This window comes from Streptomyces xiamenensis (assembly GCF_000993785.3).
Lineage (GTDB): Bacteria > Actinomycetota > Actinomycetes > Streptomycetales > Streptomycetaceae > Streptomyces > Streptomyces xiamenensis.
Map to the genome: position 1 here is coordinate 1,874,920 of NZ_CP009922.3, position 19,051 is coordinate 1,893,970.

Annotated in this window: 16 protein-coding genes and 1 other RNA gene; 6 read left to right on the forward strand and 11 right to left on the reverse strand. The window is 72.7% G+C overall.

Going from position 1 to position 19,051, the window contains the following annotated elements; genetic code table 11:
• Positions 1-101: 101 nt before the first annotated feature.
• Complete coding sequence (locus SXIM_RS08530; protein WP_046725532.1) at positions 102-290, forward strand: MerR family transcriptional regulator; 189 nt, start codon at positions 102-104, stop codon at positions 288-290.
• Between the two features lie 113 nt (positions 291-403).
• Positions 404-622, forward strand: a complete 219-nt coding sequence (locus SXIM_RS08535; protein WP_030725156.1) for a heavy-metal-associated domain-containing protein — start codon at positions 404-406, stop codon at positions 620-622.
• 313 nt (positions 623-935) lie between these two features.
• Here SXIM_RS08535 and SXIM_RS08540 read toward each other — a convergent pair whose 3' ends face one another.
• The 5 genes from SXIM_RS08540 to SXIM_RS08560 all read right to left on the reverse strand — a co-directional run bounded on the left by SXIM_RS08540 (position 936) and on the right by SXIM_RS08560 (position 8,138).
• The gene (locus tag SXIM_RS08540; protein ID WP_030725153.1) at positions 936-2,240 is read right to left on the reverse strand and encodes a citrate synthase; all 1,305 of its coding nucleotides are present in this window, start codon (positions 2,238-2,240) and stop codon (positions 936-938) included.
• Between the two features lie 225 nt (positions 2,241-2,465).
• Positions 2,466-4,676, reverse strand: coding sequence for an SF1B family DNA helicase RecD2 (gene recD2 / locus SXIM_RS08545; RefSeq protein WP_046723508.1), 2,211 nt, complete (start codon positions 4,674-4,676; stop codon positions 2,466-2,468).
• 190 nt (positions 4,677-4,866) lie between these two features.
• Positions 4,867-5,808 (reverse strand): LLM class flavin-dependent oxidoreductase, encoded by a 942-nt coding sequence (locus tag SXIM_RS08550; RefSeq protein WP_046723510.1) that lies wholly within the window; start codon positions 5,806-5,808, stop codon positions 4,867-4,869.
• A gap of 43 nt (positions 5,809-5,851) precedes the next feature.
• Positions 5,852-6,862 (reverse strand): DUF1015 family protein, encoded by a 1,011-nt coding sequence (locus SXIM_RS08555; protein ID WP_030725146.1) that lies wholly within the window; start codon positions 6,860-6,862, stop codon positions 5,852-5,854.
• A 13-nt stretch (positions 6,863-6,875) separates the two neighbouring features.
• Positions 6,876-8,138 (reverse strand): ATP-grasp domain-containing protein, encoded by a 1,263-nt coding sequence (locus SXIM_RS08560; protein ID WP_052384948.1) that lies wholly within the window; start codon positions 8,136-8,138, stop codon positions 6,876-6,878.
• A 418-nt stretch (positions 8,139-8,556) separates the two neighbouring features.
• Here SXIM_RS08560 and SXIM_RS28520 point away from each other — a divergent pair, with 418 nt between their 5' ends.
• Both SXIM_RS28520 and SXIM_RS08570 read left to right on the forward strand, forming a co-directional pair.
• Positions 8,557-9,465 (forward strand): helix-turn-helix transcriptional regulator, encoded by a 909-nt coding sequence (locus SXIM_RS28520; protein WP_030725141.1) that lies wholly within the window; start codon positions 8,557-8,559, stop codon positions 9,463-9,465.
• Positions 9,466-10,461, forward strand: a complete 996-nt coding sequence (locus SXIM_RS08570; protein WP_046723512.1) for a helix-turn-helix domain-containing protein — start codon at positions 9,466-9,468, stop codon at positions 10,459-10,461.
• A gap of 140 nt (positions 10,462-10,601) precedes the next feature.
• Here the strand turns inward: SXIM_RS08570 and SXIM_RS08575 are convergent, their stop codons facing one another.
• Positions 10,602-11,546 (reverse strand): AraC family transcriptional regulator, encoded by a 945-nt coding sequence (locus tag SXIM_RS08575; protein WP_046723513.1) that lies wholly within the window; start codon positions 11,544-11,546, stop codon positions 10,602-10,604.
• A gap of 261 nt (positions 11,547-11,807) precedes the next feature.
• On the opposite strand from SXIM_RS08575, the gene SXIM_RS08580 reads away from it, so the two are divergent.
• Positions 11,808-12,431 (forward strand): NAD(P)H-dependent oxidoreductase, encoded by a 624-nt coding sequence (locus SXIM_RS08580; RefSeq protein ID WP_046723515.1) that lies wholly within the window; start codon positions 11,808-11,810, stop codon positions 12,429-12,431.
• Positions 12,432-12,435: 4 nt separating this feature from the next.
• Here the strand turns inward: SXIM_RS08580 and SXIM_RS08585 are convergent, their stop codons facing one another.
• Positions 12,436-13,437 (reverse strand): LysR family transcriptional regulator, encoded by a 1,002-nt coding sequence (locus SXIM_RS08585; RefSeq protein ID WP_046723517.1) that lies wholly within the window; start codon positions 13,435-13,437, stop codon positions 12,436-12,438.
• A gap of 103 nt (positions 13,438-13,540) precedes the next feature.
• Between SXIM_RS08585 and SXIM_RS08590 the strand changes: the two genes are divergently transcribed.
• On the forward strand, positions 13,541-14,923 hold the full coding sequence (locus SXIM_RS08590; RefSeq protein ID WP_046723519.1) for an MFS transporter: 1,383 nt from the start codon (positions 13,541-13,543) through the stop codon (positions 14,921-14,923).
• Here SXIM_RS08590 and SXIM_RS08595 read toward each other — a convergent pair.
• From SXIM_RS08595 to SXIM_RS08610, 4 genes are all read right to left on the reverse strand, one after another.
• Positions 14,812-16,659, reverse strand: a complete 1,848-nt coding sequence (locus SXIM_RS08595; protein WP_078846873.1) for a penicillin-binding transpeptidase domain-containing protein — start codon at positions 16,657-16,659, stop codon at positions 14,812-14,814. The genes SXIM_RS08590 and SXIM_RS08595 overlap by 112 nt on opposite strands.
• A gap of 191 nt (positions 16,660-16,850) precedes the next feature.
• Positions 16,851-17,221: a transfer-messenger RNA gene (ssrA, locus tag SXIM_RS08600) on the reverse strand.
• Between the two features lie 94 nt (positions 17,222-17,315).
• Complete coding sequence (gene smpB, locus SXIM_RS08605) at positions 17,316-17,816, reverse strand: SsrA-binding protein SmpB (RefSeq protein ID WP_030725125.1); 501 nt, start codon at positions 17,814-17,816, stop codon at positions 17,316-17,318.
• 89 nt (positions 17,817-17,905) lie between these two features.
• Entirely contained in the window at positions 17,906-19,048 is a 1,143-nt protein-coding gene (locus SXIM_RS08610; protein WP_078635012.1) for a S41 family peptidase, read from the reverse strand.
• Between the last annotated feature and the right edge of the window lie 3 nt (positions 19,049-19,051).

Genomic DNA, 19,051 nt, shown 5'->3' on the forward strand with positions numbered 1-19,051 from the left:
TCACAGCTGATCAACAGGGTGCTGCGGCGCGCCGCCCCGCGGGCCGGGGCGGCGCAGGCTCGGTGGTGATCATCAACGCCGAGTGCGAAGAGGTGTGGACGATGGCCGATCGAGGACTGTGGTCGTACAAGGAGATCGCCGCACACATCAAGGTGCAGCCGGACACGGTGCGCTCGTACCGCAAGCACGGCCTGCTGCCGCCGCCGGATGTGACGGAGGGCGGCAGGCCCTTCTGGTACCCGCACACCATCGAGCTGTGGGTGAGCCGGCGTCCGGGCAGCCGTCGCTGAACCGCGTGCCGCGAGATACCCCCACCAGGTAGCTCGATACCCGGTGGGGGTATACACTCGGGCTGTCGGCGGGCGGCACCGAGCGGCCCCTGGAGAGGAACGAGGATCCTTCCATGAGCACCACGACCTACCAGGTTTCCGGCATGACCTGCGGGCACTGCGAGTCGTCCGTGCGCAGCGAGCTCTCCGCGCTGGAGGGGGTGAGCGAGGTGACCGCCAAGGCGAGCAGCGGACTGGTCACCGTCGTGTCCGAGACTCCGCTGGACGAGGAGGCCGTCCGGGCGGCGGTCGACGAGGCGGGCTTCGAGCTGGTCGGCCCCGCGGCGGGCTGAGAGAGCGGCGGCCGGACAGGACGCCGGACCACAGCGCCGGACCAGGGCGCGGAAACGGAAACGCGCCCCGCAGCGGGTCCCCCCACAGGGCCCGAAGCGGGGCGCTTCCTGCCGTCCGTTCGAAGCGTCCCCCCACGGGACCCCGGCCGGACGACCGACGGCGTGAATCCAGCCGAATTCGCGCTGTCGTTGCCCGGTTAGACCCGCCAACCGGCAAAAGGTTGCACGCCCGGTGATGTGACCTGCGTCACATCACCGGGCGTGCTCCGTTCCGTACCCCGAAGGCCCCTCCCGGACGACGTCCGGGGGAGGGTTACCGCTGCTCGACGGGCACGTAGTCGCGCTCGACGACACCGGTGTAGATCTGCCGGGGACGGCCGATCCGTGAGCCGGGCTCGGTGATCATCTCTTCCCACTGGGCGATCCAGCCGGGCAGCCGGCCGATCGCGAACAGCACGGTGAACATGCTGGTCGGGAAGCCCATCGCCCGGTAGATCAGACCGGTGTAGAAGTCGACGTTCGGGTAGAGGTTGCGCGAGACGAAGTAGTCGTCGCTGAGCGCGTGCTCCTCCAGGCGCAGGGCGATGTCCAGCAGCTCGTCGGACTTGCCCAGCGCGGACAGCACATCGTGCGCCGCCGCCTTGATGATCTTGGCGCGCGGGTCGAAGCTCTTGTAGACGCGGTGTCCGAAGCCCATGAGGCGGACACCGTCCTCCTTGTTCTTCACCTTGCGGATGAAGGCATCCACATCGCCGCCACTGGCCTGGATCGACTCCAGCATGTCCAGCACCGCCGCGTTCGCGCCACCGTGCAGGGGGCCCCACAGGGCGTTGATGCCGGCCGAGATGGAGGCGAACAGGTTCGCCTGCGAGGAGCCGACCAGCCGCACGGTGGAGGTCGAACAGTTCTGCTCGTGGTCCGCGTGCAGGATCAGCAGCTTGTCCAGCGCGTTGGTGACCACCGGGTCCGGGACGTACTCCTCGGCGGGGACCGAGAAGGTCATCCGCAGGAAGTTCTCCACATAGCCCAGGTCGTTGCGCGGGTAGACCACCGGCTGGCCCACGGACTTCTTGTACGCGTACGCCGCGATCGTGGGCAGCTTGGCCAGCAGCCGGATCGACGAGATGTGCCGCTGCCGCTCGTCGAACGGGTTGTGGCTGTCCTGGTAGAAGGTGGACAGCGCGCTGACCACGGAGGACAGCATCGCCATCGGGTGCGCGTCGCGCGGGAAGCCGTCGTAGAAACGCTTGACGTCCTCGTGCAGCAGCGTGTGCGTGGTGATCTCGTTGCGGAAGGTCGCCAGCTCGTCCACCGTGGGCAGCTCACCGCTGCGCAGCAGATAGGCGGTCTCCAGGAACGAGCCGCGCTCGGCGATCTGCTCGATCGGATAGCCCCGGTAGCGCAGAATGCCCTGCTCACCGTCGAGATAGGTGACCGCCGATTTATAGGCCGCGGTGTTGCCGTAACCGGAGTCCAGGGTCACCAGACCGGTCTGGGCCCGGAGCTTGCTGACATCGAAGCCGGTGTCCCCGATGGTGCTGTTCACAATCGGGTAGCTGTAGGTGGCGCCGTCGTAGTTCAGTTCTACGGACTGCGCGCCGTCGCGGTGTTCGCTCACGTCATCCCTCACCGACGTTGTCCTCTTCTTCGAGGTCCTTCGAGTTTCCTTCGGGGTGCCCTGACTCCCTCCCAGTGTCCCCCATCCGGGGCCAATATGTGCACTCAGGGTCGGCAATCAGCCCAGTTTCTGGCACGCCGTGCCGCTGGAACCGGGATGATGCGGCCTATTCTGTCCCGGCAGCCGGGCCGGCGCCCGCCGACGGCCCGCCCGCCGGCACGGGCGTCACCCCGCGAGCCGCATGTCGAGCCCCGTGAACCGGCGCCCCGCCGAGACGCTGCGTACCGCCTGATCCAGGGCGCGCCGCGAACCCACCAGCACCACCAGCCGCTTCGCCCGCGTCACCGCCGTGTACAGCAGATTGCGCTGGAGCATCATCCAGGCGCTCGTCGTCACCGGGACGACCACACACGGATACTCGCTGCCCTGCGAACGGTGGATCGTCACCGCGTACGCGTGCGCCAGCTCGTCCAGCTCACCGAACTCGTACTCCACGTCCTCGTCCTCGTCGGTGCGCACCACCAGCCGCTGCTCGTCCGCGTCCAGGTCGCGCACCACCCCGACCGTGCCGTTGAAGACGCCGTTGGCGCCCTTCTCGTAGTTGTTGCGGATCTGGGTGACCTTGTCGCCCACCCGGAAGATCCGGCCCCCGAACCGCTTCTCCGGCAGCCCGGGCCCGGCCGGGGTCACCGCCTCCTGGAGCAGCCCGTTCAGCGCCCCCGCCCCGGCCGGACCGCGGTGCATCGGGGTGAGCACCTGCACGTCCCGGCGCGGATCGAGCCCGAACCGCGCCGGAATCCGGCGCGCCGCCACGTCCACCGTCAGCCGCCCGGCCGCCTCCGTGTCCTCCTCGGCGAACAGGAAGAAGTCCGCGAGCCCCCGCGTCAGCGGCGGCCGGCCGGCGTTGATGCGGTGCGCGTTCGTCACCACCCCGGACTGCTGCGCCTGCCGGAAGATCCTGGTCAGCCGGACCGCGGGCACCGGGGAGCCGTCCGCCAGCAGATCTCGCAGCACCTCGCCCGCGCCCACCGACGGCAGCTGGTCCACATCCCCCACCAGCAGCAGGTGCGCGCCCGGCGGCACCGCCTTCACCAGCTTGTTGGCCAGCAGCAGATCCAGCATCGACGCCTCGTCCACCACCACCAGATCCGCGTCCAGCGGCCGGTCGCGGTCGTACGCCGCGTCGCCGCCCGGCTTCAGCTCCAGCAGCCGGTGCACCGTGGACGCCCTGGCCCCCGTCAGCTCCGCCAGCCGCTTCGCCGCCCGCCCCGTCGGCGCCGCCAGCACCACCTTCGCCCGCCGCGCCCGCGCCAGCTCCACCACCGAGCGCACCGTGAACGACTTCCCGCACCCCGGGCCGCCGGTCAGCACCGCCACCTTCTCGGTCAGCGCCAGACGCACCGCCGCCTCCTGCTCGGGCGCCAGCTCCGCCCGGGTGCGCTCCGCCAGCCAGCCCAGCGCCCGGCCCCAGTCCACCCCGGCGAAGGCCGCCAGCCGGTCCTCCCCGGCCCGCAGCAGCCGCCGCACCTGACCGGCCAGCGACAGCTCGGCCCGGTGGAAGGGCGGCAGGTACACCGCCATCACGGTGCCGTGCGGATCCTCCGGGTCCGGCACCGGCTCGCGCACCACCCCCTCCGGGTCCTGCGCCAGCTCCCCCAGGCAGTCGATGACCAGCCCGGTGTCCACCTGGAGCAGCTTCACCGCCTCCGCGATCAGCCGCTCCTCGGGCAGGAAGCAGTGCCCCTGGTCGCTCGCCAGGGACAGCGCGTGGCGCAGCCCGGCCCGCACCCGCTCGGGGCTGTCGTGCGGGATGCCGACCGCCCGCGCGATGCGGTCGGCGGTCAGGAAGCCGATCCCCCACACGTCGGCGGCCAGCCGGTAGGGCTGGTTCCGTACGACGGAGATCGAGGCGTCCCCGTACTTCTTGTAGATCCGCACCGCGATGGAGGTGGACACCTCCACGCTCTGCAGGAAGACCATGACCTCCTTGATGGCCTTCTGCTCCACCCACGCCGCGGCGATCAGCCGGGTGCGCTTGGGGCCGAGCCCCGGCACCTCGATCAGCCGGCCCGCGTCCGCCTCGATGACCTCCAGGGTGGCCACCCCGAAGTGCTCGACGATCCGCTCGGCGGTCCTGGGCCCGATGCCCTTGATCAGCCCCGAGCCCAGGTAGCGCCGGATGCCCTGGACGGTGGCGGGCAGCACCGTCGTGTAGTTCTCCACCGTGAACTGCCGTCCGTACTGCGGGTGCGAGCCCCAGCGGCCGCGCATCCGCAGCGACTCCCCCACCTGGGCCCCGAGCAACGCCCCGACGACGGTGAGCAGTTCACCGCCACCGCCCCCGGTGTCCACCCGGGCGACGGTGTACCCGTTCTCCTCGTTGGCGTAGGTGATGCGCTCCAGGACCCCCTCGAGCACCGCGCTGTGCGACGACATGCCCGCACGGTATCCACCGGCACCGACAGGGGCGAAGGGGGCTGTGGAAAACTCCGAAGGGCCCGGCTCCCCCGCCGGGCCCTTCGCTCCCCTCCTGCACCCCCGTGTTTCCCCGACCCCTACGACACCGATCGCGCCCGAACGGTTGCACCGATCCGCGAAGAGTTTTCCCGCACATGTGCCCGAACGGTCACAGGACCCGCCCGAGCCCCTCCAGCGCCACCAGCGGGTCGGGCCCCGCGGGCATCAGGACCACGCTGCCGGCGCCCGCCGCGTGCAGCGCCGCGATCCGCTCCCGGGCCTGCCCGGGGGTGCCGGTGACCGCGAGCTGATCCACCCACTCACCGGGCAGCCGCGCGGCGAACTCCGTACGGTCCGCGCTCTCCTCGCGCAGCCGGGCGAACTCCGCGGCGAACGGCAGCGGGGAGATGTGCGGCGCCCAGTCCGGTTCGCCGATCCACTCCAGCGCCGGCCGCACCGCCGCCCGCGCCACCTGCGGATCGTCGTCCACCGCCGCCACGTTGTACGCCACCACGCGGTGCCCCTCCGCCACCGCCCGCGCGCCGATGTGCCCGCGCGCCGCCGCCAGATACTCGGGGGTCACCGGCTCGGCCAGGATCGTGCCGTCCGCCTCCCGCCCGGACAGCGCCAGCGACTTGGGCCCGCGCACTCCGGCCAGCACCGGCGGCACCACCGGCACCGGCAGATCCAGCGTCACCGCGTCCAGCCGCTCGTCGCGCACCGTCTCCCCCCGCAACAGCGCCCGGACGGTGCGCAGATGCTCGCCCAGCGCGCCCAGCGGCGACGCCGGGTACGCGCCGACCTGCCGCATCCAGCCGGGCATGCCGTGCCCGACGCCCAGGACCGGGCGGCCCGGGTACAGCTGGGCGAGCGTGGCCGCCTCCATCGCCGTCAGCGCCGGGTTGCGCAGCACGGCGGGCAGGATGCCGATCCCCACCCGGATCCGTTCCGTGACCGCCAGCGCGACGGCGGCCTGCGTGAAGCCGCCCCGGAAGAAGCAGTCCTCGACCACCCACACCTCGGCGAAGCCCAGTTCCTCGGCCCGCCGCACGTACTGGATGAACCCTTCCGCCGCCAGATCGCGCGGCACCATCACACCGATATCCGTCATGGCGGTGAGCCTATGCGGCAACTCCCGGCCGGGCCACGGCGAATCAGCAGGGCAGCGGGGGCAGCAGTCCCGGCAGCGGGGCGGGGCCCAGCGAGGTGGTCCTGGGCGGCATCACGGTGCCGCCGGCGGCGCCCGACCAGATCTGTTCCCAGGTGGGCGGCGGCAGGATCAGCCCGGCCTCGTCGTCGGCCGGATGGCGCTCGGTGTAGCCGGGCGTGGGGTCAAGTCCCTGGTCCTCGCAGAGGATCGGGATCAGGACGTGGTCGCTGATGGCGGCCGACAGCTCGGCCCACTCCGAGGGCAGGAACCGCAGCCGGCGCGCCGTGGTGACCGGGGAGACGCGGGAGATGGCCCAGATCCTGGACTTGCCGGTGAGTAAAAACGTGCCTGCGCGCGGCACCGGGCGCGGCGAGCCGGCCGGAAGCTCCGTGACCCGGGCGAAGCCGGAGGCCACATCGGCCGCCCGGTACGGGTCGAGGCCGGGCATCGTGCGGTGGGTGGCCGCCAGCCGCAGCGGGTAGCGGCCGTGGTCCACGACCAGGGCCGGCAGCCGGTCGCCCATCCGGGCGGGCTGGCCGCGGTGCAGCCGGCGGGCCGCCTCAAGACGGTGGTGGCCGTCGGCCAGCAGCACCGGGGGCAGCGCCGGGGGCCGCCGGCTCCACTCGCCGGCCACCGCCCACAGCCGCTGGGTGCCGCCGCGGGTGGCCGGCCCCGTACGGTCCGGCGGGCGGCGGACGGTCTCGTCGATGCAGCGGCGGAACGCGCCCGGGTCGGGGGCGGCCAGCAGCAGCGGTTCGGCCGGGGCGCGGCGCTCGCGCAGCAGCCGGGTGTGCAGCCGCACTTCGGGCTCGCCCACCTGCTGGTGCCGCAGGATGTGGCCGCTTTCGGTGCCGTGCAGGCTCAGAGCGCCCAGGACGCCGCGCTGTTCGACCCGGCCGTGCACGTCCAGGCGTTCCAGGACGACGTAGCCGGGGCGGGCGGGCGGTCCGGCGAACAGGCCGGGGAGGGGAAGCAGCAGGTCTGCCCGTGGGGCCGGGGTCGCGGGGAATCCCATCCCGGGGAGCAGCTCAGGCAGCAGTGTGCTCCTCCTCCTTCTCGGGATGCGCGGGCCGCCCGGACGCTCCGGGATCCGCGCCGCCGACCACCGGGCGCAGCAGGCCCAGAGCCTTGCCGAGCACCGCCTCCACTTCCTGCGGGCAGGACGCGACGGCCGTGATGAAGCCATGCCCGGCGGCCCGGCTGGTGGCCTCCGGGACATGGCTTCCGACGCGAACGGTGATGCCGATGTCGGCGACGCCCGGCAGGGCGTACGCCTCGTCGATCCCGTGCACGGCGTCGAGCCGGCCGGGGGGCAGCCGCAGGGTGCGGATGCCCGCGTACCGCCGGCCGGACGAGGGGTGCGGCGCCGGTACGGGCAGCCGCAGTGCGGTGGCGACGGCGAGCGCCACCGGGTCGGTGCCGGTGGCCAGCGCCAGCAGGTCGCCGAGCCGGCCTGGGCCGGGGTGGGCGTGCGACTCGATCAGCCGCGGTCCCTGTGCGGTACGGACCACCTCGGTCAGGGACAGTCCCGCCCGGTGGCCGGCGGCCCCCAGGGTGGCGGTGACCAGGTCGCCGATCGCCGCCGCGTCCCCCGGGCCGAGGTCGGCCGGCAGATCGTGGCCCTCCTCGGTGAACCCGGGGCCGTCCGACAGATGCTTTCTGGCCACGGCGAGCACGGTGTGCTCACCGTCCCTGGAGTGGGCGAGCACGCTGTACTCGGGGCCCTCCAGGAATTCCTCGATGATCAGCGCCGGTTCGCTCACCAGTTCGGCGGCCAGGAGTGCGGCATCCGCGACATCGCGCAGAAGATGCACCTCCTGGCCGCCCGAACCGGTGCGCGGCTTGGCGACGCACGGGAAGCCGACCCGCTCGGCGGCGGCCACCAGATGCGTCACCCGGTCGCACTGCTCGAACCGGACGGGGGTACCGGTGAGCTGATTGACCTTGCCGCGCAGCGCCACTTTGTCCGTGAGGTACGCGACGGCGGCGTGCGGATTGCCCCGGAACCGCAGGGCCTCGTTCACCCGCGCGGCGACCAGCGCACTGGCCTCCGCGAAGCCGAACACCGACACCCTGGCGGGATGACCGGCCAGATGACCGATCGCCATCAGCAGCCCCTGGTGATCCAGCCAGTCCACGGTCAGCGCGTCGTGCGCCGCCGCGACAGCCTCCCGGATCCCCGGAGCCGCCCGGTCGGGAGCGAGGACAAGAGTGCGGGCACCGACCACCCGGGCCGCCCGTACCTCTTCGAGGCGCGGGCTCAGCAGCACCGCCAGCGGGGCCTGGGCCATCACCGCACCACTTTCCTGTCCACCGATCCGATCCGTCGTATCAGCGGGCCGTGGTCAGTCCCAGAGGCTGCCGGTCGTGATGACCTCGCCCTTGGCGGCCGGGGACCCGGCAGCCATGGCGACCCCACCGGAGGCACCCACGAGCAGGAGAGCTGCGATAACGCTCAGAGCAAACTTCTTCACGGGATCCCTCTTCCGTGTCCACATAGGCGAACATGAATGGCATGTTGGCCCAATCATGCTCACGAGCATTCACGAGGAAGTCGATAGAGTCCCTGTGGCATCATCTCGCCTGTCCAGTTGACGCCAAGGTGCTTACTGACGTCATGCGAGGAAGATGAGCGTGTACGAACCCGGGGAAATAGACGCCGCGACGACACGGGTTTACCGGTTTCGCGTCATTCATCCCACCGACTCGGTGGCACAGATCGCCACCCGGGCCGGCATTTCCACCGCCGAGGCCGCCTCCGCCGAGGCCCGGCTGACCGAACTGGGCCTGCTGCGGCCCTCGCCCGGCGGCGGACTGGTCGCCATCTCCCCCGAAAGCGCCGCCGACGCCCTGCTGGCACCCATCGAACAGGACATCCTCCAGCGCCGCATCGCCATGGCCGCCACCCGCGCCCGGCTGCACGCGCTCTCCGGCGACTACCTCGAAGCCCGCAGCATGCGCTCCGCCAAGAGCAGCATCGAGGTCGTCGAGGGTATCGACAACACCCGCGCCGTCATAGCCGACCTGGACCGCACCTGCGCCAAGTCGGTCGACGCACTGCACCCGGGCGGCGGCCAGAGCCGGGCCGCCATCCAGGCCGCGACCCCAGGCGACCTGGAGATCCTCGAACGCGGCGTGAAGGCCCGCACACTGATGCAGCACACCGCCCGCCGGCACCAGCCGACCGTCGGGTACGTCACCACCCTCATCGAGGCCGGCGCCCAGGTGCGCAGCATCACCGCGCTGCCCTCCCGGATGCTCATCTACGACGGCAGCTGCGCCGTCCTCCCGCTGGACCCGCTGCACACCAAGTCGGGTGTGGCGCTGGTGCGCGACCCCACCGTGCTCGGCTTCCTCCAGCAGCTCTTCGAGCACTACTGGGACCGGGCGGCGGACTTCGTCGAGGGGCCCAAGAAGTCGGGCTCGGCACCCGTTGGCGTGGACCGCGACGTCCTGGTGCTGATGGCCGCCGGGAAGAAGGACGAGGCGATCGCCCACCAACTGGGCATGTCCCCGCGCTCGGTGAGCCGCGTGGTGGCCCGGCTGCTGGAACAACTGGACGCCGACAGCCGGTTCCAGGCCGGCGTCCGGGCAGCCCTGAACGGCTGGCTCTCCTAGATGACGATCCACGAGGTCGAGGACATCGACGCCACCGCACTCCAGGTCTACCTGCTACGGGTACGGCACCCCGCGGACGACGCCGACCGGCTCGCCGCCCGCGCCGGGCTGCGCCCCGGCGAGGTCACCCGCGCCGAGGCCCTGCTGTACGGGCTCGGCCTGCTCCAGCCGTCCCCGGCGGGCGGCTGGGTGGCGGTCAGCCCGGAGAGCGCCGCCGACCAGCTGCTCGCCCCCGTGGAGGCGGACATCCTCGCCCAGCGCATCACGATGGCGGCCGCGAGGGAACAGTTCCAGTCACTGTCGGGCGAGTACGTGGCGGCGCGCGGCATGCGGTCCGCCGAGATCAGCATCGAGGTCGTCGAGGGCATCGGCAACACCCGTGCCGTCATCGACGACCTGGCGCGTACCTGCACCGAATCGGTGGAGACCCTGATGCCGGGCGTCCCCACCGACGAGGCGATCGACGCGGCCGTCCCGCTCGACCTGGAGCTGCTGTCGCGCGGCGTCGGCATCCGCGTCCTGATGCAGCACAGCGCCCGCACCCACCGCGTCGGCCTGCGCTACGCCGAGACGATCGGCGCGGCGGGCGCCCAGGTGCGCAGCGCCGGGACGCTGCCCTCGCGGATGCTGATCTACGACCGGCGGTGCGCGGTCCTCCCGCTGGACCCGCTGCACACCGGGACCGGGGTGGCGCTGGTACGGGACCCCTCCGCACTGAGCTTCCTGTGCCAGGTCTTCGACCACTGCTGGGACGACGGCATCGACATCCCGGTGACCGCGGGCGCCGGGGAGGCGGGGGACGGCGTGCCCAACGGCCTGGAGCGCGAGGTGCTGCGGCTGATGGCGGTCGGCAGGTCGAACGACGACATCGCGGAGCAACTGGGCATCTCCCGGCGCTCCGTGAGCCGTCTTGTCTCCCAGCTGATGGCCCATCTGGGCGCCACCAGCCGGTTCCAGGCCGGGGCCAGGGCGGCGCTGAACGGCTGGCTCGGCTAGGTTTTCGTCCGGGCGATCCTCTTCGGGCCCGCACCGTTCGTCGGGAAGGCGCCGATGGCGGGCGTCCGGGGTGGGGCCGACGGGGGAGGAGCGGCACGCGGGCGTCCGCAGCCGGCCGCCCTCGCGGACACACCACCGCGTCACCGCGTCTCGGCCAGGCGGCGGAACTCGCTGGGGTTGATGCCCCGGATTCTCTTGAACGCCACGCTGAACGCGAACGGATCGCTGTAACCGACGGCACGCGCGACGTGCGCGACGGTCGAGGACCCCTTCTCGACCAGGAGATCCGCCGCCAGCGTCATGCGCCAGCGCGTGAGATAGGCCAGCGGCGGTTCACCGAGCAGATCGGCGAACCGTTTGGCGAGTGTCGAGCGGGACACCCCGGTACGCCGGGCCAGTTCGCCCACCGTCCACGGCGCCGCCGGCTCGCCGTGCACGAGGCGCAGCGCCTGGCCGACCACCGGGTCCTTCTGGGCGTTCCACCAGGCCGGGGGGCGGCCACCGGGCCTGTCCAGCCAGGTGCGCAGCGTACAGACCAGCATCCAGTCGAGGAGGCGGTCGAGCACGACCTGCTGGCCCGGTTCGTCGCGGGCCACCTCCGCGGCGAGGTGGTCGAGCACCGGGTCGCCGGTGCCTCCGCAGTCCACCCGCAGCACGACCGGCAGCGCGTCCATCAGCCGCCGGCTGATCTCGCCGCGGACCGGGTAGGCCCCGACCACCAGAGTCGTCGCACCGCTGTCGTCGCCGCCCCCTTCCCCGGGATCGTGCCAGCCCAGCCGGTGCCGGGTGCCGCCCTGCTCGGGCGTCGCGCAGTCCTCTCCGCAGATGATCGGCTCGGCCGTGCTGCCGGGCTCGTCCACGAAGGTGAAGGTCGTGGGACCACGCACCACGATCGTGTCGTGGGCACCGAGGCGCTCGGGCGGATGGCCCTCCGGCACGATCCAGCCCGCCCCGGTGAGGACGGTGCACAGGGTCAGCGGCGCACCGTCCACGAAGTGCAGTGACCAGGGCGCGGAGAGCGTCGAACTGCCGAACAGGGAGCCGCGGGCCCGCACTCCGCGGAAGAGGTCACTGGTCACGTCCATAGCGACAGGCTAGACGATCGCAAAGGCATTGCGGCCTCTCACCCATGTGATCGTGCGTCCCGTGGGTGTTCTGTAGGAGCCATGACGTGAAACACGCAGCTTGTGCCGGGTGCGACCGGCACGACGGGACGCAGGATCGCCGCCCGACTGCGGCTGCGCGCCGGTACGCGCCGCTGGTCGCGGGCGCACTGGCGCTCCCGGACGACGTGAGGCCCCGTACCCGACTCCCGATCCGTATCCCGCCCCCATGGAGGCACTGACATGACACCTGATGACGGCGACCCACTGACCCTGCTGGTCACCGCACACCCGGACCCCGGCTCCCTGACGCACCACGTGGCGCGGCAACTCGCCTCGGCCCTCCGTCCCCGGGCCGTCGAGGTGGCGGACCTGCACCAGGAGCGGTTCGATCCCCGGTTCACCCCGGCGGACCGCCGCCACTACCAGGAAGGCGGCGCCCACGCTCCCGACGTGGCCCGGGAGCACCGTCGTCTCGACCGCGCCACCGACCTCGTCCTGGTCTTCCCGGTGTACTGGTGGTCCATGCCGGCGCTGCTCAAGGGGTGGATCGACCGCGTGTTCGTCAACGGCTGGGCCTTCGATTACTCGGTCGGGTCGGAGCTGCGTCCGAGGCTCCAGCGGCTCACCACGCATCTGCTGCCCATCGCCGGCGACGACGCCGGCAGCTTCGAGCGTCACGGATACGAACGCGCGTTGCGGACGCAGATCGAGCACGGCATCGTCGACTACGTCGGCAGCCGCCGCGGTGCCACCGCGTTCATCCATGAATCCGAGCAGCCTTCCTCCCGGGCCACGGCGGAGAGCGTCGCACGGGCCGTACGCCTCGTCAGCGAAGCGGTACGGGCCGGCGCTCCTGCCACGTGACCTCTCACGATCCGCGCGAGGAGGGCGGGACCGCCGTCGGCACGAACCGGCGGTCCGGCTCGGGCAGCCAGGCGCCCGGCGGGCGGTGCAGCCAGTTCCCGGTGGCGGCCAGTGCCGCCGCCGTGTCCAGCAGCGCGGCCAGCCCCGGGTGCCGCAGGGCGCGGGGCCACACCACCGAGACCGGCGACAGCGGCACCGGATCGGTCAGCGGGCGCAGCACCATGCCGGGAACCCCGGTGAACTGCTCGCTGGCCAGCACCCACCACCCGCGCGCCCGCACCAGCCGGACGAACTCCTCCTCGCCGTCGATGCGCGGGAACGGCGGCGCCACCGCGATGCCGCGCCCGGCGAACAGCCGCTCCGCGTAGTCCGTCCACTCGGTGGTCTCCGGATTGCCGGCGCCCGCGTACAGCTCACGCCCGGCCAGCCGCTCCAGCGGGATCTCGGCGAGGCGGGCCAGCGGATCGTCGGCGGGCAGCAGTACCGCCGTCCGTTCGTAGCGCACCAGCCGGTGGTCCAGCCCGGCGCGGACCCCGGGGTCAAGGCCCGCGAACCGGCCGAAGGACACATCCAGCTGGCCGCGCGTCATCTCCGCCACCGCCCCGGCCAGGCCGCTGTGGAAACGGGCCACGAACTCCACCCCGGGTGCCGACTCCCGGGCGGCGTCCAGGATCAGCCGGGCCGTGGTCACCGGCGCGGACACATCCACCACCAGCGGACGGGCCCCCGCCCCGGCGCCGCGCACCGCCGCCGCGAGGTCCCGCTGCGCCTCCAGTGCCCGGCGCACCGGTGCCAGCAGCCGTTCGCCCTCGGCCGTCAGCGTCACCTGGCGGGTGCTGCGGACGAACAGCCGCGTCCCCCACTGCTCCTCCAGCCGTCTGATGTCCCGGGACAGCGCCTGCTGCGCGACGAACAGCCGCGCGGCGGCGCGGGTGAAGTGCAACTCCTCGGCCACCGCGACAAAGGCGCGCAGCAGCCGTGGATCGGTGTCACGGTCGGCGGGCATTCCCTCATTGTCGCCGGTCGGGGCCGATTCACTACCGGGTTGTGTGAATGGCCGCCGATCAGGTGTTGGACGCCCCGCACGGCCCGGTCCGAAGGTGATCCCCATGCAGTTCGCCCTCACCGGCCACACCCTCGTCCACGTTCCCCTCTCCCCCGACCGTCACCGCCGCTGCCGCCGACCCCGGCGCCCGCGCGGCCCGTACGCCCGGCTGTTCGACGCACCGGGCGCGCTCGCCTTCACGCTGCCCAATCTGCTGGCCCGGCTGCCGATGGGCATGTTCAGCATCTCCGCCGTGCTGCTGATCACCGGGCTGCACGGCTCGTACGCGCTGGCCGGCGCGGTCGTGGCCGCGACACTCGCCGCCTCCGCCGTCGGCGGCCCGCTGCTGGCCCGGCTCGTGGACCGGTACGGGCAGGCCAGGATCACCGTCCCGGCCGTGCTGCTGACCGGCACCGGACATCTGGGGCTGCTGGGGTGCGTCACCGGCGGCGCCCCGTTGTGGGCCTGGTTCTGCTGCGTCCCGCTCATGGCGGCCACCCCCAACACCGGTGGCATGTCGCGGGCCCGCTGGGCGCACCTGTACCGGGACGATCCCGCCGCCCGGCACACCGCCAACTCCTTCGAACAGGCCATGGACGAACTGTGCTTCCTGCTCGGCCCGCTGATCGCCGCCGGGCTGTGCACCGCGCTGTTCCCGGCGGCCGGCACTCTCACCGCGGTCACGCTGCTGATCACCGGCGGTGTGCTGTTCGCGGCCCAGCGCCGCACCGAGCCGCCGGTCGCCCCCCGTGGCCCGGGGCGGGCCCGCACCGGGCCGGCCCCGCTGCTGCTGCCCGGGATACCGCCGCTGCTGGCCACCTTCCTGTGCACCGGCGCCGTGTTCGGCTCGCTGGAGGTGGTGACGATCGCGTACGCGGACGGTCTGGGGCTGAAGGCGTGGGCGGGCGCGGTGCTGGCGGCGCAGGCGCTGGGTTCGGGGGCGGCCGGGCTCGCGTTCGGGCTGCTGGCCCCCGGGACCACCCCGGTACGGCGCCGGCTGGTGCGCTGGGTGACACTCATGGCCGTGCTGATGGCGCTGCCGCTGCTGGTGGCGGCGGGCACCGGCGCGCTGCCGCCGCTGGTGCCGGTGCTGCTGATCGCCGGGATGGCGACGGCGCCGACCATGGTCACCGGGATGACGCTGCTCCAGGAGCTGACCCCGGCGCCCCGGCTCAACGAGGGCATGTCCCTGGCGGTGACGGCCCTGCTGTCCGGCATCGCCGCGGGCGCGGCGGCCGGCGGCTGGGCGGCCGAACATCTGCCGCCCGGCGCCGCCGGCTACGCCACTCCGCTGACCGCCGCCGCGCTGGCGGCGGCGGTCGCCTGGCTCGCGTTCTACTCCTGGAAGCCGGTGAGGAAGTCCACCGCGACCGGGCCCGCCGTGGCGCCGCCCGAGCCGCCGTCCAGCAGCAGCACGGCGAAGGCCAGGTCCGCGTCGCCGAGGTAGCCGATCAGCCAGGCGTTGGTGGACAGTTCACCGTCGCCGGTGTCGAACTCGGCCGTTCCGGTCTTGGCGTGCGGCGTGCCGGGCACGGAGCCCAGCACGGTGGCGGTGCCGTCGGTGACGGTGTCCCGCATCATCGAGCGCAGCGCCGCGTAGGTGTCGGCGCTCAGCTCGGACGGCGCGGGCGTGGGCTCGGCGACCGCGTCGGGCACCAGCACCGGCTGGTGGAAGGCGCCCTCGGCGACGGTGGCCGCCACCGAGGCCATCACCAGCGGGCTGGCCTGCACGCGGGCCTGCCCGATCAGCGAGGCCGACAGGTCGTTGGCGCCCTCGGCGTCCGGCACGCTGCCGTCGAACGAACCGGCGCCCAGGTCCCATGCGACGCCGATGCCGAACGCCTCGGCGGTCAGCCGCAGCGTGTCCGGCTCGAAGCGGTCCCGGTTGGCTATGTAGGCGGTGTTGCAGGAGGCGGTGAACGCCTCGTGCAGCGTGGTGGCCGGGCCCAGTTCGAACTCGTTCTGGTTCTGGAAGCGGTAGCCCTCCACGGTCTCGTACTTCGGGCAGCCGATCGCCTCGCCGGGCGCGGTGCCGCCCTCCAGCAGCGCCGCGGTGGTGATCACCTTGAAGGTGGACCCCGGCGCGAGCTGCCCGCTGAGCGAGCGGTCCCCGCCGTCCAGCGGGGAGTCGGCCGCCGCCAGCACCTCCCCGGTGGAGGGCCGCACCGCCACGATCGAGCCGGCCTGGTCCGTACCCTCCAGCGCGGCCTCCGCGGCACGCTGCACATCGGCGTCGATGGTGGTCTGCACGGGGGTGCCGGGCTCGCCGCCCTCCTGCTCGTAGAGCACCTCCACCGCGTCCCCCGACTCACGGTCGGCGATGACGACGGCGGCGCTCGGGGTGCCGGCCAGTTGCTCCTCGTACCGGCCCTGCAGCCCGGAGGACCCGGCGCCGGTCGCGGGGTCAAGGCCGCCGACCACGGTGCGCGCCAGATGCGCCAGCGGGCGGCTGTCCTCCGCGAACTGGAGGCCCTCCACCGCGCGCAGCGCGTCCTCGTGCTCGCGGAAGACCTCGTCGCGCAGGCTCACCACGGACACGGCCTGGTCGGGGTCGGACGCCTCCACCCGGTCGGCCAGCGCCTCGGTGTCCAGACCCACCTCCAGTCCGTCCAGCGCCTCGTAGGCCGCATCGGGGTCGCTCAGCCGGGCGGGCCAGACGCTCAGGTCCCACACGACGGAGGGACCGGCCAGCTGGCTGCCGTCCGCGGCGAGGATGGGAGCGCGCTCCGACTGGTCGGTGCTCAGCACCAGGGTCTGGCCCTCGGACAGCTCGGGGTGGACCAGCGGTGACTCCCAGTGCACGTGCCAGGCGTCCTCCTCGGCCCCGTCGGGCGCGGCGTACAGGGAGGACTCGTAGGACCACTCCCCCACCCCGGGCAGGGTGAAGGAGGCGGTGAAGGGCACCGTGTACGCGGCCTCGGGCACTCCCTCGCCGGCCTCGGCGCGCACCGGCTCCCCGCTGATGGTGAGCGCGGTCTCCTCGGCGCCGAGGTTGCGCTGGACCGACTCCAGGAGCGAACCCGCGGCCTCCGCGTCGTCCGTGCGCGCGGCGGCGCCTTCCAGGTCGCCCTCCGCCCAGGCGTCCAGGAACTTCTGGCTCTCCGCCCGCGCGGCGCTCGCCGGGTCCTCGTCGCCGTCGCGCAGCAGCAGGACGGCGCCGATCGCCAGCACGGTGACGGCCACCGCGCCCCCTATGATCCACTTCGTTCGGTTTCCGCCGGTCGTCTCGGGCTCTGGCCGGCCCTGAGGACCCCACCCCGGTGCACTGTCTGCCATGCCGGTGACCCTACCGGGCCCCACGGACAGTCACCCCGGGGTTCGAACAAACGCAGGCCCCGGCCCGCGCGAACGCGGGCCGGGGCCTGACGGTGAAACAGTGGAGATGGCGGGAATCGAACCCGCGTCCAGTGACGTGGAAAGAGGGCTTCTCCGAGCGCAGTCCGCTGCGATTTTCTCGGCCCCGGAGATCACGCGGACAAGTCTCCGACGGGCTCAGTCACTGTTAAATGTCCCGCAAGCCTCCGTGACCGAGGCTAACGGTGAAGTCCCCTAGCTGATACCAGGAACCGGGACGGGAACAGGCCCGGGCTGGCACCTCACCAGTCGCTACTTATGCAGCGAGGGCGAAGGAATCGCGCTTGGTATTGGCGATTATTTTTTTGCGACATATGGTTTACGAGATCATTGCCGCTTCCTCGGCTCGCTTCCCCTGCTTCGACAACCACTGTCGAAACCGATCATCCCCATGTTGAGTTAACAAACAGCCGGGCCCCGTGGGACCCGCTGTGCACCAGTGTACGCCACCCGGTGCCGCGACGCCCGGGCTTTTTCCGTGCCGCTCAGGCGCGCTGCCGGCGGCGGGCCGCCGACATCGCGCGCTCCGCCTCCCGGGTGTCCTGCTTCTCCCGCAGCGTCTGCCGCTTGTCGTACTCCCGCTTGCCGCGCGCGACGGCCAGCTCGACCTTCACCTTGCCGTTCGTGAAGTACAGCGCCAGCGGCACCAGCGTCAGACCCGACTCCTGCACCTTGCCGACCAGCTTGTCGATCTCCGCGCGGTGCAGCAGCAGCTTCCGCTTGCGGCGCGCGGCATGATTGGTCCAGGTGCCCTGCGCGTATTCCGGAATGTGCACATTGTGCAGCCAGACCTCACCCCCGTCGAGCTGCCCGAAGCCGTCCACCAGCGAGGCCCGGCCCTGGCGCAGCGATTTCACCTCGGTGCCCGTGAGCACCAGGCCGCACTCGTACGTGTCCAGGATCTCGTAGTCGTGCCGCGCCTTCTTGTTCTGCGCGATGAGCTTGCGCCCCGACCCGATCGCCGTCTCTTTCTTCTTCTTAGCCATGACGTGATCAGTCTACGGCGCCACGCCGCCGCGCCGCCGCCCGTTTAACGGCCACCCGCCGGGCCGCCCGGGCACCGCGGACCGCGCCCTCAGCCGGGCCCGGCGGCCAGCCCGTCGAGCACCGTGCGCGCCTTCTCCTCGGCGTCCTCACCCGCGTCCACCGGCAGATCCGGCTCGACCGGCCGCTCCTCGTCCACCGTCCGCCCCGAGGGCGTCGCGTAATACCCCACGGTCAGCTCGGCCACCGACCCGTCCGGCTGCTCGCTCGGCATCTGCACCGTGCCCTTGCCGAACGTGCGCGAGCCCACCAGCACCGCACGGTTGCGGTCCTGCAACGCCGCCGCCAGCAGCTCCGCCGAGCTCATCGTGCCGCCGTCCACCAGGACCACCAGCGGCGTCCGGGTGTCCCCGCCCGGCTCCGCGTGCAGCGCCCGCTGGTCACCGTGCACGTCGTACGTCGCCACCAGGCCGCCGTCCAGGAACACCGAGGCCGCCTGCGCCGCCTCCGTCAGCAGCCCGCCGCCGTTGCCGCGCAGGTCCAGCAGCACCGCGTCCCCGGCCGGGACGCCGCCCACCGCCTCGCGCAGCTGACCGGCCGAACCCCGGGTGAAGGAGGAGACATGGATCCGGGTCACCCCGGGCACCTCGCGGGTCACCGACACCGTCTCGGCCGTGAGCCGGGCCCTGGCCACCTCGGCCTCCCAGCGCTCCCCGGCCCGCACCAGGCCCAGCAGCACGGTGGAGCCGGGCCCGGCCGCCGCCGGCTGGTCGCTGCCGCGCAGCCGCCCGACCGCGTCGGTGACCGCGCCGCCGTCCAGTCCGGCCCCGTCGATGGTGACGATCTCGTCGCCCGGCAGGATCCCGGCCCGCTCGGCCGGGCTGTCCGCGTGCACCTCGTTGACCACGATCCGGCCGTCCGCCGTGCGGCTGACCGCTATCCCGGTGCCCACGTACTCGCCCTCCAGGGACAGCCGCAGCCGCTCGTACTCCTGCGGCGAGTACGCCGCCGCCCAGCGGTCACCGCTGCGGCTGACGAGCCGGGCGGCGTCACCCGCGTCCCGTGGCGCGTCGTCGCCGGCCGCCACGGGGACGCTGTCGGCGCCCTCGCCCTCCGGCTCCTCGATCCAGGAGCCGGTCGCGGCCCCCGACATGAGCACACCGGCGAACACACAGGCCAAAGCCGCCCCACGCCGGACAGACCGGGGCGTCAGCCGATCAGTCGGACCTGACATGGA